Source organism: Arcobacter cryaerophilus gv. crypticus (assembly GCF_002993025.1).
GTDB classification, from domain to species: domain Bacteria; phylum Campylobacterota; class Campylobacteria; order Campylobacterales; family Arcobacteraceae; genus Aliarcobacter; species Aliarcobacter cryaerophilus_B.
Window position 1 is genome coordinate 1 of the sequence record NZ_NXGI01000014.1, and the last position, 15,686, is coordinate 15,686.

At 28.9% G+C, this 15,686-nt stretch carries 10 protein-coding genes; 4 read left to right on the plus strand and 6 right to left on the minus strand.

What is annotated here, in order from left to right; all coding sequences use genetic code 11:
* A partial coding sequence (locus CJ670_RS07055; protein WP_105939432.1) for a vWA domain-containing protein occupies positions 1-3,488 on the plus strand: 3,488 nt, incomplete at its 5' end.
* A gap of 180 nt (positions 3,489-3,668) precedes the next feature.
* Here the strand turns inward: CJ670_RS07055 and CJ670_RS10840 are convergent.
* From CJ670_RS10840 to CJ670_RS07065, 3 genes are all read right to left on the minus strand, one after another.
* Positions 3,669-3,836 (minus strand): hypothetical protein, encoded by a 168-nt coding sequence (locus CJ670_RS10840; RefSeq protein WP_165785194.1) that lies wholly within the window; start codon positions 3,834-3,836, stop codon positions 3,669-3,671.
* On the minus strand, positions 3,833-4,012 hold the full coding sequence (locus CJ670_RS07060) for a hypothetical protein (RefSeq protein ID WP_105939433.1): 180 nt from the start codon (positions 4,010-4,012) through the stop codon (positions 3,833-3,835). The genes CJ670_RS10840 and CJ670_RS07060 overlap by 4 nt, the downstream gene beginning before the upstream one ends.
* Before the next feature lie 176 nt (positions 4,013-4,188).
* On the minus strand, positions 4,189-4,542 hold the full coding sequence (locus tag CJ670_RS07065) for a hypothetical protein (RefSeq protein ID WP_066402362.1): 354 nt from the start codon (positions 4,540-4,542) through the stop codon (positions 4,189-4,191).
* 132 nt (positions 4,543-4,674) lie between these two features.
* Here CJ670_RS07065 and CJ670_RS07070 point away from each other — a divergent pair, with 132 nt between their 5' ends.
* From CJ670_RS07070 to CJ670_RS07080, 3 genes are read left to right on the plus strand one after another with little or no spacing between them, the layout of a single operon-like run.
* Complete coding sequence (locus CJ670_RS07070; protein ID WP_228154223.1) at positions 4,675-5,808, plus strand: efflux RND transporter periplasmic adaptor subunit; 1,134 nt, start codon at positions 4,675-4,677, stop codon at positions 5,806-5,808.
* Positions 5,809-5,811: 3 nt separating this feature from the next.
* Positions 5,812-8,952 carry an efflux RND transporter permease subunit gene (locus tag CJ670_RS07075; protein WP_105939434.1) on the plus strand — a complete coding sequence of 1,047 codons (3,141 nt, stop codon included), beginning with the start codon at positions 5,812-5,814 and terminating at the stop codon, positions 8,950-8,952.
* Complete coding sequence (locus tag CJ670_RS07080; RefSeq protein ID WP_105939435.1) at positions 8,945-10,309, plus strand: efflux transporter outer membrane subunit; 1,365 nt, start codon at positions 8,945-8,947, stop codon at positions 10,307-10,309. The genes CJ670_RS07075 and CJ670_RS07080 overlap by 8 nt, the downstream gene beginning before the upstream one ends.
* Positions 10,310-10,523: 214 nt before the next feature.
* Here the strand turns inward: CJ670_RS07080 and CJ670_RS07090 are convergent, their stop codons facing one another.
* From CJ670_RS07090 to CJ670_RS07100, 3 genes are all read right to left on the minus strand, one after another.
* A complete protein-coding gene (locus CJ670_RS07090) occupies positions 10,524-12,374 on the minus strand; it encodes a methyl-accepting chemotaxis protein (protein WP_105939436.1) in 1,851 nt (616 codons plus the stop codon).
* 101 nt (positions 12,375-12,475) lie between these two features.
* A complete protein-coding gene (locus CJ670_RS07095) occupies positions 12,476-14,332 on the minus strand; it encodes a methyl-accepting chemotaxis protein (RefSeq protein WP_105939437.1) in 1,857 nt (618 codons plus the stop codon).
* Between the two features lie 90 nt (positions 14,333-14,422).
* Positions 14,423-15,652, minus strand: a complete 1,230-nt coding sequence (locus CJ670_RS07100; RefSeq protein WP_105939438.1) for a BaiN/RdsA family NAD(P)/FAD-dependent oxidoreductase — start codon at positions 15,650-15,652, stop codon at positions 14,423-14,425.
* Between the last annotated feature and the right edge of the window lie 34 nt (positions 15,653-15,686).

Genomic DNA, 15,686 nt, shown 5'->3' on the forward strand with positions numbered 1-15,686 from the left:
ACCCAACAGAGGGTGATACAGTAACATTTAAAGTAAGCCTAGAAGATTTAGATGGAGTTGGTGGATTAGATAGACACACAGGAGTAAAAGTAACTCTAAGTAATGGTGTAGTAATTGAGATTCCAGCTGGTGAAATTGAAGGAACAAAAGAATTTACTATTACAGATAAAACACCAGGGTATTCGAAAGATTGGACAGAAAATATAACTATTGATAAAGTAGAAGAATTTGGTGGAGTTGAGTTTGAAAAACTAGAAAAAGGTGATGGATTACAATTAAATGTAAAAGACACACCAGCAAAAATCACTATCACAGGAAGTACAGTTGGTGAAGAAGTACCAGGTACATCTACAGGTACTAAGGTACAAGGAGAAGTAACATTAACACTTGATAAAAAATACGACCATGATATAGAAGTAACAATCAAAAATCAAGCTACAGGTGAAGTAAAAGTTGTTACAATTCCAAAAGATACATATAGTGTAGAAGTAACAATGGATACAGCGAGAGTTGATGATGTTTACAAACAAGGTACAACTACTGAAACTATAACTATAGTAAGCGTTTCTGATAATATTACTATAGAAAATTCTAGTGATGTTATCACAATAAACGACGACAAAGACCCAACAGGAGTAACATTAAACGCGACAATTATCAAAACATCTACTATAAACACGGACAATATTAAAAATAATCCAAGTTTCACAGTGACAGCAAAAGATGGATATGATGGTGAAGCAGATGTTTCTGTCTATAAAACAACTTCTGTTGATGGATTTGGAGTATTAAGCAGAGGTGAAAATGCAACAGGTTCTGATGGACAGGTTTATACTGGTAATCCAAATGAACTAGGTGTTCATAAAGATGATTCAACTAAGAGTGAAAAAATAATTGTTGAATTCAATAATGAAATAAAATCTATGGATGTTGCGTTTTCATGGAGAGCAACTGCTGAAAGTGCTAGAGTTGATTTCTATGATGGAGAAAAACATATTGGATACGCAATAGTATCAGATGGTGGAAATACTAACGCAAAAGTAACATATTATCGACCAGATAATACTATATTAAAAACTGAGTATACTCCAGGTGGATCAGATAAAATAGATTCTGCATATACTTTTGAGCCAGGAGATGGAACAGTATTTGATAGAGCTGAGTTTACTGCTCATGGAGCGGATAGTGATTATTTAATTCACTCAATTGATTATAAAGAAGTAGTTCAAGGTAACTCTTTAGATAAAGGTGATAAAGCAGAAGTATTGCTTGAAGTACAAACTGAGTATAAACCAGATCCAAAGACATTTAATCCAGCTAATCCTCCAATAGCAAAAGTAGATGTAAATGGAACAATACATGATGTTAAATTAGATGAAAATGGATATGGAACATTAGAAGTAACAACAGATGGAAACACGGATTTAGTTGCAAAAGTTACAGAAATCATTGGTGGAAACTATGAAGCTGTTGATACAACAGGTGCCCAAACAGGAGTTTATGTAGGTGATATTGAAACAGAAAAAAATACAAATGATGAAATTACTGGAACAAAAGGAAATGATGTAATTGTAGGTGATGAAGGTGGAACATCTAAGAAAATTGTAGATGGTCAAAACTATAATATTGCAATTATTGTTGATAAATCAAATAGTATGAAAGCATCATCTGGAACAGGTAGTATGAATAGAATGGAGTTATTAAAAGCATCATTAAATAATTTAGCAGATACTTTAGCGAATCATGATGGTGTAATTAACTTATCAATCATAGGATTTGGAACAAATGCTGATACAGCAATAGTGTTTAATAATTTAACATCAAGTGACCTTACGGCTCTTAAAAATTCTATAAATGGATTAAATGGTTACAATAGTGATTGGGATTCACAAGTTGGAGGTACAAATTATGAAGCAGCATTTAATGCTACCAAAGCTTGGTTTGATGGATTAAGTAGTTCGAATGATGCTTCTTATGAAAATATGACATATTTTTTAACAGATGGAGAGCCAACGCAATATGGTACAGGTCAAGGTATAGGTAATGCATATGATAGTACAGCAGATAGTAAAGGACAGATCGCATATAATAATTTAGTTAATACACATGATGTTAAAGTTTATGCAATAGGTATAGGTAATGATGTTAGTGTTAATACATTAAATAAATATGATAATACTGAAATTGAAGTAATCGATATTAAAACTAATGCTCAAACAATAGAAACTGAAACATTTAGTAACAATGGAAATACTCTTCCTACAGGATGGGAACATACAGGTTTAGGTTCAGCGGTAGTTTCAGGTCAAAAACTAGTAATCACGGATAATAATACAAGTAATAGTAATTTTGCTAGTGTTAAATCTAAAACATATGAGATAGGAAAAGACACATATGGAAAGCTAAGTTTTGATTATTCAGTAAGTAGTAGTGATTATAGAAATGGTGATAAATCTACTATAATATTACAAAAATTGATAAATGGTGAATGGGAAGATATTGGTACTCCTCAAACTATAACAACATCAGGTTCTGGTAGTTATAAAAGCCAACTATTATCTGAAGGAGAATATAGATTAGTAATAAATGTAAATGATACTACATCTTCAAAAACTTATAAATTAAGTATTGATAATGTTAAACTTCAAGCAACATCTGATTTAGATAAGTTAGAATTTAAAAAAGTAGATATTGTAAATACAGCTGAAGATTTAGAAGCAGCACTTCAAGGTGGAAGTACTACTTATGATCCAGCTAAATTAGGTAGCGATATAATCACTGGTGGAGCTGGAAATGATATTATCTTCGGAGATACTATCAATACAGACCATTTAACATGGACAGGAAGAACATTACCTGCAGGAAGTGGAACAGAAGCACTTAAAGAGATGATAAAAGTACAAAATCCTGGAATCTCTGATGAAGATTTAGCTCAAAAGATGTATGACTACATCAAAGAAAATCATGCTTCTTTAGCAGGAGATGGAACAAAAGATGGTAATGACACAATCACAGGTGGAGAAGGAAGAGATATAATCTATGCGCAAGGTGGAGATGATACTATCATTACAGATTTAAATACAAATGATGGAGTTGAAGCTGGAGATTTATTAATCGATGGTGGAACTGGATTTGATACTATCAAATTAGAAGGAAATAATGATATTGATTTCTCTAAATTAGGAGATATAATCAAAAATATTGAAGCTATTGATTTAACAGAAGGTGATCATAAGCTTACAAATATTAGCTTAGAGGATGTTTTAAAAATGACTGACTCAAGTAAAGAGCTTATTATTTTAAGAGATAGTGAAGATAGTGTATTATTTAAAGATACTATTGGTGAAAATGGACAAGCACAAACTTGGTCAAAAGCAGAAAACTCTATTGTAGAAGATGGTAAAACATTTGAAGTATATACAAACAGTGGAGATGAGAGCTTAAAAGTAAAAGTTGAGCAACCAATTTCGGATGGTATTACAAACTAAGACTCGGAAATGGGACTTCGAGTCCCATCTATTTCTTTATTTTCAAAGGTAAGGTTTTTTAACCTTACCTTTTTTTATTATATAAAGTTTAAAAGTATTAATATTATTGTAATACGATACATAATATTTAAGGACTACAATACCATTTTGAAAAATTTATTTATAAAATTTTTCAAGCAACTACAAATACTTTTCTATAAATTCGCTACTTGATATAGTTTTTAAATCTGCTTTATAGAAACTTTTGTCATTTGTAATAACATATTCACAATCAGCACTTTTTGCACTCAAATATTGTAAAGTATCTTCAAAATCATTATTCTCAATTTCTAAAGCTTTTGAAATCATTTCACGATTGCCTCGTATTTTTCATCATCAATTTTAAAATTATTATCCAAGATACCAACAAACTTATTAAAAGAACCCTCTTCAAGCTCTTTTTTTATAGAGTTTTTAATAAGCTTTTCATACTCTTCATAAGGCATTATCACAGCTTTTTTTTGATGTTCTTTTTTTTCTACCACTCAAAATCCTGTAAATCGCTATCATCTAAAAAATCTTTTAGAAGAGCTTTATCTTCTTTATTTTTACTATTTTCTAAGATTTGATTTATATTTTTTGCCAAATCTTCTCTTCTATTTTTTTTAATCGGTTTTAAAAGTAGTCCACTTTCAACTACTTATAAATAAATTTCAAAATATTAAACTTCAATCTCAAAAAACTCTTCACTTATTTTTTCATATTTTGCAACAGAACAAGATATTTTTATAGCATTTGAATAATCTTTAAACTCATCTGTAAAAAGTTTTTTTAGCTTTTCAACTTCTGCTGTTCTAAAGATAAAAAATCCTAATATTTCAGTTTTTCTTTCACCTGCTTTTTCTATTCCAAAGCTATCAAATTTCCAGTTTACACCTTTTGAAAAGAAGAAAACTTCACTAACTCTTTTTTCAAGTTCATCTCTTACATTTTGATTGAACTCTTTTAAATGTATATAAAATGCAACATTATAGTTGTATTGTGATTGTATTAAATCATCTAAGATTTTACTCATTTTTTGCCTTTTTTATTTGTTTTTTATATGTTATCAATATTTTGCTACAATTTTTCTTCAATATATAGAAATATTAAAATTTTGTTAATAAAGTTATAATAACATTCATAAATTCTTATTCAAGGGAAAGCATTGCAGAGTATTAAAACTATCAAAACTATATTTTCACTATTTTTTATAATACTTTTTTTAAGCTCATGTGAGCAAAAAAATGATGGAAATCAAAAAGCACAAAATCCAATAGAAGTAGGGTATATAAATCCTAAAAAAGAGCCAATAAATCTTGAAATTGAACTTATAGGAAAAGTAAAAGCAAAAGAGTTGGCACTTGTTCGCCCTCAGGTTTCTGGAATCATTGAGAAACAACTTTTCAAAGAGGGAAGTTTTGTAAAACAAGGCGATATTTTGTACAAAATTGATAGTGCAACATATAAAGCTACTTTAAATCAATCCCTTGCTTTATTAAATAGTGCAAAAGCTAGTTTGATAAGTGCTGAGGCAAAAAGTAAAAGAGCCACTGAGCTTTTAAAATTTGATGGAATTTCAAAACAAGAAGCAGATGAGATAAAAGCTTCATATCTTCAAGCTAAAGCTTTGGTTGAACAAAGAGCTGCAGAGCTTGAAAATTCAAAAATAGATTTGAATAGATGTGAGATAAAAGCACCAATTAGCGGATATATTGGTATTTCAAATGTTACTGTTGGAGCTTTAGTAAATGCAAATCAAAGTGAAGAACTTGTAAATATAAGAGATACACAAACAGTTTTTGTAGATTTATCTCAATCATACAATGAGATTTTAAATCTAAAATCAATTGGTGATTTAGAAGATGATATTGAAGTTAGTTTGAAGTTTGATAATGGTTTTGAATATCCAATAAAAGGAAAACTAGAAGCAAGAGAGTTAAGTGTAGATGAGAGTAGCCAAACAGTAACTTTAAGAGCTGTATTTAATAATCCAAACAATCTTTTATTATCTGGAATGATGACAAAAGCAATTTTAAAAAGCAAAAAAAGTATTGATGGATTTTTAATTCCACAACAAGCAGTTTTAAGAGATCAAAAAGCAAACCCAATAGTTACTCTTGTGACACCTGAAAATAAAACTATCACAAAAATAGTAAAAATAGAAAGATCAGTAGGTAACAAATGGCTTATTCTTGATGGTTTAGAAGAGAGCGATAAAATAGTAGTTGAAGGTTTAAACAAGATAAATAGTAGAAGTGTAGTCTCTTTAAAAGATTTAAACTCTCAGTATAAAGATTAAGAAATGATTGCAAAATTTTTTATTTTTCGTCCAATCTTTGCTTGGGTTATTTCGCTTATTATTATGATAAGTGGGGTTATTAGTCTATATATTTTACCAGTTGAGCAGTATCCAGATATTGTTCCACCACAAATAAATATAAACGCTTCTTACAATGGAGCAGATGCTAAAACAGTAGAAAATAGTGTAACTCAAATAATAGAGCAACAACTAACAGGTCTTGATGGAATGCTATATTTCTCTTCAAGCTCAAGTAGTGCAGGAAACTCTAGAATAAAAATCACTTTTTCTCAAGAAGTAAATGCTGATATTGCTCAAGTTCAAGTACAAAATAAAGTAAATCAAATCTTATCAAGACTTCCAGATGATGTACAAAGACAAGGGGTGAGAGTTTTTAAATCTCAAAGCGATTTTTTGATGATGGCATCTGTGTATGACTCAACTGGTTTGGCTGATAAAACAGATATTAGTGATTTTTTGGTAAGTAATCTTCAAGATAGTATCTCAAGAATTGATGGTGTTGGAGATGTTCAAGTTTTTGGTGGTCAGTATGCTATGAGAATTTGGCTAGACCCATATAAGCTTGAAAAATATAAACTAATTCCAAAAGATGTAGAAAATGCTATAAATGCTCAAAATTCACAAGCAAGTGCTGGAAGATTGGGAGCAATGCCTACTTTGGATAGCCAACAACTATCTGTGGTGGTTACTGCAAGAAGTATGTTTGAAAATGTTAGTCAATTTGAAAATATTGTTTTAAAATCAGATTTAGATGGAAGTGTTGTAAAGATAAAAGATATTGCAAGAGTTGAAATAGGGGCTCAAAGTTATAGCAATGTTACAGCTTTAAACGGTTTCCCAGCATCTGGAATATCTATTCAACTTGCAAGTGGAGCAAATGCGGTAGCCACTTCAAATAGAGTAAAAGAGTTTTTAGCTCAGAGTGAAAATATGTTGCCACAAGGCTATAAAATAGCTTATCCTAGAGATACAACAAGTTTTATACAAGCTTCAATAAATGAAGTTGTAAAAACTTTAATAGAAGCAATTGTTTTAGTAATTTTGGTAATGTTTTTGTTTTTAAAAAGCGCTAGAGCTACACTTATTCCTGCAATTGCAGTTCCTGTTGTACTTTTAGGAACTTTTGCTATTTTAAATATTTTTGGTTACACAATAAATACTTTAACAATGTTTGCTTTGGTTCTTGCTATTGGGCTTTTGGTTGATGATGCTATTGTTGTTGTTGAAAATGTTGAAAGAAATATGAATGAAAAAGGCTTAAATCCAAAAGAAGCAACTATCCTTTCTATGCAAGAGGTAACCAGTGCATTAGTAGGAATTACAACTGTTTTGTCTGTTGTATTTTTGCCTATGGCATTTTTTAGTGGAAGTACAGGAATAATTTATAGACAATTTTCTATTACAATTATCTCATCTATGGTTTTATCATTAATTGTAGCTTTAACTCTAACTCCTGCTTTATGTTCAACAATTTTAAAACCACATAAAAAAAATGAAGATAAAAAAGAAGAAAAAAATAGTGGGTTTTTCTTTTGGTTTGATACAAAATTTGAGAATTTTACAAATAAATATAGATTTTGGGTAGAAAAACTACTTTTTGCACAAAAAAATTGGATAATGTTTTATTTGCTAATAATCGTATCTTCTAGTTATATTTTCATAAAACTACCTACTAGTTTTTTACCAAAAGAGGATCAAGGAAGTTTGATGATTCAATATACTTTGCCTGTTGGTGCGGTTGCTTCTAGAACGGTTGATGTTGCAAATGTAGTAAGAGATTATTTTATGATAGAAGAAGCAGATGCTTTAAATACTATTTTTACAATTTCTGGATTTAGTTCACGAAGTAGTGGGCAAAATGTTGGAACTGCTTATGTATCATTAAAAAACTGGGATTTAAGAGATAAATCAAATCATGTAGATGAGATAAGTAAAAGAGCTACAAAAGCTTTTAACGACTCAAATAGTAAATATTTCATAAGAGATGCAAGAGTTTTTGCTATAAATCCTAGTGTTATTCAAGGTCTTGGAAGCAGTGATGGATTTGAGTTTCAGCTTCTTGCTAGTTCAAATTTGACTAGAGAAGGTTTAAGACAAGCAAAAGATAAAATCATTGAAGAGGCAAATAAAAATCCAAATATAAACTCAATAAGAGCAGATGGAACAGAAGAGTCACCGCAATTAAAAATATCTTATGATACAAACAAAGCTCTATCTTTAGGATTGGATTTAAAAAATATTGACAACACATTAAGTGCTGCTTGGGGTGGAACTTATGTAAATGATTATATTGATAAAACTAGAATAAAAAGAGTTTATATTCAAGCAGATGCTCCTTTTAGAAGTAGTCCTGAAGATTTATATAAATGGAAAGTACGAAATAGTAGTGGCTTGATGGTTCCTTTTAGTGAATTTAGCTCTTTTTCTTGGGTTTATGCACCTGAAGAACTAACAAGATTTAATGGATTTATGTCTTATGAAATTCAAGGAAGTGCAGCAGCTGGAATTAGCTCTGGTCTTGCTATGAATGAGATGGATAAAATTGCAAATGAAAATGCAAATGGAACAATGCATTCATATAGTGGAGCTTCATATCAAGAAAGGTTAGCTAGTAATCAAACTTTGATTTTATATGGAATTTCTCTTTTGGTTATATTTTTATGTTTAGCTGCACTTTATGAGAGTTGGAGTGTTCCTTTCTCTGTTTTATTAGTTGTTCCTTTGGGAGTTTTTGGAGCTGTTTTAAGTATATATTTTAGAGATCTAAGCAACGATGTATATTTCCAAGTAGCACTTTTAGCAGTTATGGGACTTGCAAGTAAAAATGCAATTTTAATTGTTGAGTTCATAAATAGTGCATATAAAAATGGTATGCCTCTAATCGAAGCTGCTATAAAAGGTGCAAAACTTAGACTAAGACCAATTATCATGACATCTTTAGCTTTTATTGCTGGAATTATTCCACTTGCAATATCAAGTGGAGCTGGAGCAAATAGTAGAATCGCAATAGGAACTGCAATTTTAGGTGGAACAATAAGTGCAACAGTTCTTGCAATATTTTTTGTACCACTATTTTTTGTAATAATTACAAAACTATTTTCAAAAGGAGTTAAAAATGATTAGAAAATCTATAAGCCTTGTAGCTTTATCAATGCTTTTTAGCTCTTGTGTATCTTTGGCTCCAAAATTAGATATAAATAGCGATGATGTAGTTGCTAAAAGTTTTAAAAACTATCAAATAGCTGAAGATAATTCAAATATTAATTTAAATAGTTTTTTAATAGATGAAAATTTAAAAACTCTTGTAAATCTTGTTTTAGAAAACAATAAAGATATAAAAATAGCACTTTTAAGAGTAGAAGAGTCAAAATCACTTTATAGAATAGAAGAGTCAAATCTTTATCCAAAAATAGATGCAAATGGTAGTTTTTCTAGAGATAAAAAAGAAGAAATAATAAAAAACAGTTATAAAGCATCTGTTGGAACTGTTTTTGAACTTGATTTGTTTGGTAAAAATAGAAGTTTAAATGATTCTGCTAAAAATAATTTTTTAGCAACTCAATATGCTCTTAGCTCGACAAAACTATCTTTAGTTTCACAAACTATAAATTCATATTTAAGTTTGGCAACTAATATTGAAAATCTAAATTTACAAAAAAAGATATATGAAAATCTAAGTAGCGTTTATGAATTGACACAAAAAAAGTTTGCTGCTGGAGTTATTGGTAAAGAAGATGTTCTTTCTAGTTTTGCTATGTTAAAAGAGAGCCAAAATGAGATAATTGCTTATGAAAATCAAATTCAAATTGATATAAATTCTCTTGAACTACTTTTGGGTTCTACTTTAAGTGAAAGTTTAATTCCAAATAATTTAAGAAAAGATGATAGTTATTTAGCTTTAGTAAAATCTGGAATTAGTTCAAATATTCTTTTAAATCGTCCTGATATAAAAGAGTTAGAGTATCAACTGCGTGCAAAAAATGCAAATATTGGAGCAGCAAGAGCTGCATTTTTCCCAAGTATTGCTCTTACTGCAAATACAGGATATTCTAGTTCTAGTTTGAATAATCTTTTTTTAAGTCCAAATAGTTTTTGGCAAATAAGTCCATCTATAAATCTTCCAATTTTTACTGCAGGTGAAAATAGTGCAAAGCTTGATTTGAGTGAAACTCAAAAAGAGATAGCTTTAAATGAGTATCAAAAAGGTATTCAAACAGCTTTTAAAGAGGTAAATGATGCTTTGATGGTTCGAAAAAATATCTATACAAAACTTCAAAACCAAAAAGAGCTAACAAGTTCTATACAAGATGCATATAATATTGCTTTAAATTCATATAAAATAGGTTATGGAAGTTATTTAAATATGCTTATAGCTCAAAAAGCATATATAAACTCACAAAAAACTTTAACACAAACTTATCTTGAAGAGCTTGAAAATAGGGTTGAGATTTTTAAAACTTTGGGAGGAGAAATAGAGTGAAAAAACTCTATGGAAGCCTAATTTTTTTCTTCTATTTTTTTAAATATCCTATTGTAATTTATATCTTAATTTGTTTATATCAAGATATTTCTATATCAATTTTTATCTATATTTTGGGGTTTATTAGTCTTTTATTAATTATTAAAGATTTAGGAAGTTTAATAATAAAAAGAGATAAAAAAAATAAAAATATATAAAAAATCTTCCTATTTATCTACTCTTCTGAGTTTATATTATCTATTATCTCATTTTTTCCTATAAATCTTTTTTCTAAAACTTCTTGCACAATCTCTTTAGAAAGAGTATCTGTTTGTAAAGCAATATCTTGAGTTTTAGAGGCTATACTAGCGTTTTGTTGTGTTTGTTGGTCTAGTTGAGTTACTGCATTATTTATTTGTGATATTCCACTTTCTTGCTCTTTTGAAGAGTTTGAAATCTCTGTTATCATTACAGCTTGTTTCTCTATATTATCTAAAAGTTCTCTATATCCACTAATCATCAAGCTTGAAATCTCTTTTCCCTCATTTGTTTTTAAAGTTGCCATCTCTACAATTTTTTTTATCTCTCTTGCAGCCTCCGCACTTCTACTTGCTAGATTTCTCACTTCTTGTGCAACAACAGCAAAACCTTTACCAGCTTCACCAGCAGTTGCAGCTTCAACGGCTGCATTTAAACTTAAGATATTTGTTTGGAAAGCAATTTGATCAATAACAGAGATAGCTTCATTTATATTCATTACTTGATTTGTAATATCTTCCATTGCAGTTGCTGTATTTTTTGCTAATTCTTGACCTTTCTTGGCTGAATTATTAACTTCATTTGAATAATTTGACATCTGTATTACATTATTTGTATTGTTTACAACTGTTGCATTTATCTCTTCAAGAGCCGCTGCTGTTTGCTCCAAAGAAGCTGCCGCAGAATTTGAACTAAGATTTAATATATCTACATTTTTTATTAGTATTTGTGAAGATTTTTCAAGAGTCATACCATTTTGTAAATTGTTTTTTAACATTTTTACAATTGCATTTTGCAATTCATTTATTCCATAAACTAATCTCTCTAAAACTCCTCCAATCTCATCATTCTTTTGAGCTTCTAATATAGGTCTATAATCATAGTTTATATATGACTTTAAAATCTCATCTATTTTCTCAAATCTCTCTTTTGTAGTTACAATCATACTATTTACATTATTTTTAAAATCATTTAAAGATTGATTTATTGTATTCTCTTCAATTAGTTGTGAATACCATCCATTTGAAACTCTGTTCATCACAATTTGAGCTTCATCTATTACTCTATTATCTTGTAATATAGTCTCTTTTGTAATATCTATATTTTGATTTACAATCTTTGCCATAGTTCCAAATTCATTTGTAGAGCTATCATCAAGAACTAAAATTTTATCTGATTTCCTATTTAAATAATCAAAAAAACTTTGCAAACCATCTTTAAAATTATGAAGTGATTTTGCAATATTTCTTGAAATAAAGCTTGAAGCTAGAAAAAATATTAAAATAGTTATAAAACCCAAAATAGTTAATTGTGTTGTTAAAGCTTTAATTGCTTCATTTCTAATTTTGACAATATCTTCATTTAAAGCAAATATTTTATTTTCTAAATCTTTTCCAATATTTGCCATTGTTAAAATATCTTGACTATACTCTTTTATATTTTCGTTATTCTCTTTTAACTTTATATTCGACATATTATTAAATACGTTTAAATAATTAGCTATTAAAACTATACTCTCTTCACAAAGCAATATATTTTTTGCTATATGTAATCTATTTTTAAATAAAGAGATATTTTGACTAAGAGTTTCAAAGTTTTCAATAACTTTGTCTCTTTTATTGATATTTGTGTCAAGTATAAATTGATAAACACTAATTCTGGAATCTAATAAATCTTTAGCTAAAACATTTGCATTTTCAGAAATTGAAGTTCTATTTTCTACATATGAGATTGAGTTATTATATAAAAATGCAGAGGTCATCATAACAAACATAAAGAGTAAAGGAAAAATAAATATTTTTTTCCCAATATCAAGATTCTTAAACATAAGATAGCCTTTTATATAGAATAAAAATAATAATATATCTTTTTATTCTATATAGTATTGATACTAGTCAATACTTTTTTTCAAAGTAGGCTACTTTTTTTCTATATTAAATTTATTCTAGTCTCTTCAACTATTTTATCTTTACCTATAAATCTTTTTTCTAAAACTTCTTCTACAATATGTTTTGAAATAATATCTGTCTCATGTGCTATATCTTGAGTTTTTGAAGCAATAATAGCATTTTGTTGAGTTTTTTGGTCAAGCATTGTAACTGTATCGTTGATTTGAGAAATTCCTGCTTGTTGCTCTTTACTTGCATTTGAAATCTCATTTATCATTTGTGATGATTTTTCAATATTACTTAAAAGTTCTTCATAATCTTTTATCATCAAATCAGATATATTTTTTCCCTCTTGTGCTTTTGAAGTTGCCATCTCTACAATATTTTTAATCTCTTTTGCAGCCTCGGCACTTCTACTTGCTAAATTTCTAACTTCTCCAGCAACAACGGCAAAACCTTTTCCAGCTTCTCCAGCAGTTGCAGCTTCAACAGCTGCATTAAGACTTAAAATATTTGTTTGAAATGCAATTTGATCAATTACTGCTATTGCTTCATTTATATTTGTTACTTGTTTTGTAATTTCATCCATAGCAACAGCAGTATTTCTTGCCATTTCTTGACCTTTTTTGGCTGAATTACTTACTTCATTTGAGTATCCTGACATCTGAATAACATTGTTTGAATTACTTGTAACCGTACTTGTAATCTCTTCTAAAGCAGCAGCTGTCTCTTCAAGACTTGCAGCCGCTTCATTTGAGCTTTGATTTAGATTATTTACATTGTCTATTAAACTTTTTGAAGAGTTTTCAAGTTTTATACCATTTGCTAAACTATCTTTTAGCATAGTAACAACTGCTACTTGAAGTGCATTTATTCCATTTATCATTTTTTCAAGAACACCACCTTCTTCATCCTCATTACCTAGTTTTAAAACAACTCTATAATCATAAGCAGAGTAAGAAGATAAAACTTCATTTATATGTTCAAATCTATCTTTTGTGTGAATTATCATCTCATTTAATTCATTTTTAAACTCTTCAAGAGAAGCATTTGGAGTAGATTTATCTATTGTTTGAGAATACCAACCATTTCGCACTCGCATCATAACTTTTTTTGCTTCATCTATTAGCTCGTTATCTTTTTCTATAGTATCTTGAACTATATCTATGTTTTCATTGATAAGTTTCGCCATATCACCAAACTCATCTTTAGAACTATCATCAAGTATTGTTACATCATCTGATTTTCTATTTAAGAAACTAAAGAAGCTCAAAAGTCCATCTTTGAAATTTTTCAAAGAACCAGCTATGCTATTTGAAATCATAATAGATATAAAAATAAAAATTCCTATAGCAAAAACTGCAAGCAAAGATAGGTTTGTTGTAAGTTTAGTAATAGCATCATCTCTTATATCTGCATTTCTACTATTCATATGCTCATAGTTTTTTTCGATATTTTGAGCTGTTTTAATCATATGTTTCATAGTTTCACCAAACTCTGCTCTTGTTGCTTCTTTGTTTGTTGCAAAAGAGTGTTTAGCAAGAACTTCAACTCCTGCTAAATAATCTTTTATATCTTTTACTACAACATCACATAAATCTTTATTCTCTTTTGATACAAAAAGTTCTTTTAAAATAAGTGTTTCATCTATCATTTTTGTCCACTGTTTATCTATTGCATCTTTTCCACTTGGTGTTGGATTTAGCATAAATTGGTAGATAGTAATTCTTCCTTTTAAAAGCTCATCTATCAAAAGTGTAGTTTGCGAAGATATTTTAATTCTATCTTTTACAAAGCTAATAGATGAACTATAAATGATAGCTGTTATAAATGTTGCTATTATAAAAATAGCTGGAAACAAAGCCAATTTTGTCTTTGTTGAGAGGTTTTTAAACATAATTTTGCCTTATAAATAATTAATTTGCGAATTTTATCTATATTTATTTATAAATTTGCTTTAACTTATCTATTTATATAAAATGTTTGATTAAATATTTGATAAATTTTTCCCAGCCAAATAACCACTAGCCCATGCAAAGTGAAGATTATATCCACCTCTATTTCCAACAATATCCAAAACCTCTCCAGCAAAAAATAGATTTTTTATTAATTTACTCTCATATGTTTTATTATCAATTTCACAAGTTCGCACTCCTCCACCACTAGCTTCCGCGTGAGAAAATCCTTGAGTATCTACTACTTTTAATCTCCAAGAGTTTAGCTGATGAGCAAGTGATTTTATCTGTTTTGTGTTTATTTCATCTGCTTTTGTGTTTATATCAATTTTGCAAATTTCAAGCAATATTGGAGCTATTTTATTTGATACAAGTCCAGTTAAAATATCAATTGCTTTTTGCTTTGGTAAATTTTTAAACAAAGTTTGTATCTGATTTGCCAAATCATTTGGATTTGTTTTAGGAAAAAAATTAACTCTTAGCTCTACATCAAAAAATTGACTCAAAGCCAAAACAGCTCTTTGAGAGATATCTAAAATAGCAAAACCAGAAACTCCATAAGATGTAAATAAAACATCTTCTAAAATATCTTGCTCAAAATTTCCATTTATGTACAAACTCACACTACACTCTTTTTTAACTCCTTGAAGTTTTCCTTTGTATGTCTCTTTTGTTTGAAGTCCAACAAGACTTGGATATGTGGGATTGTAAGTGTGTCCAAAACTTGATGCAATTTCAAGACCAATTTCAGTTGAGTTTAGTTGTGGAGCAGCGCAAAGTCCGCTTGAGATTAAAACTTTATCATAAGATTTAAACTCTTTATCATTTGCATAAATGATAAATTTGTCATTTTGTTTTTCTACTTTTTGTATAAAATGTTCATAAAAAATATTTACATTTAACTCTTCAAGAGCTAATAAAAAAAGATTTGTTACAGATTTTGCCTCATTTGAAAGAGGATAAACTTTTCCATTTTCTTTAATATCTAGCATTAGTCCAATAGTTTTGCAAAACTTCTCAAATATTTTAAAATCAAACTCTTTTAAAGCAAAATCCACAAAAGTTGGATTCTCTCCTAAATAGTTTTTTGAAGAGATTGTTGTATTTGAGATATTGCATCTTCCATTTCCACTTGCAAGGATTTTTTTGCCTATGCTTTTGTTTGCATCAAAAATATCTATTTGTAAATCTTTATTTAATCTTTTTGCGGTGATTGCAGCCATTATTCCAGCTGCTCCACCACCTATTATTGCTATTTTCAAAATTTTCCTTTATTTTGATAAAAATTTTGTAATT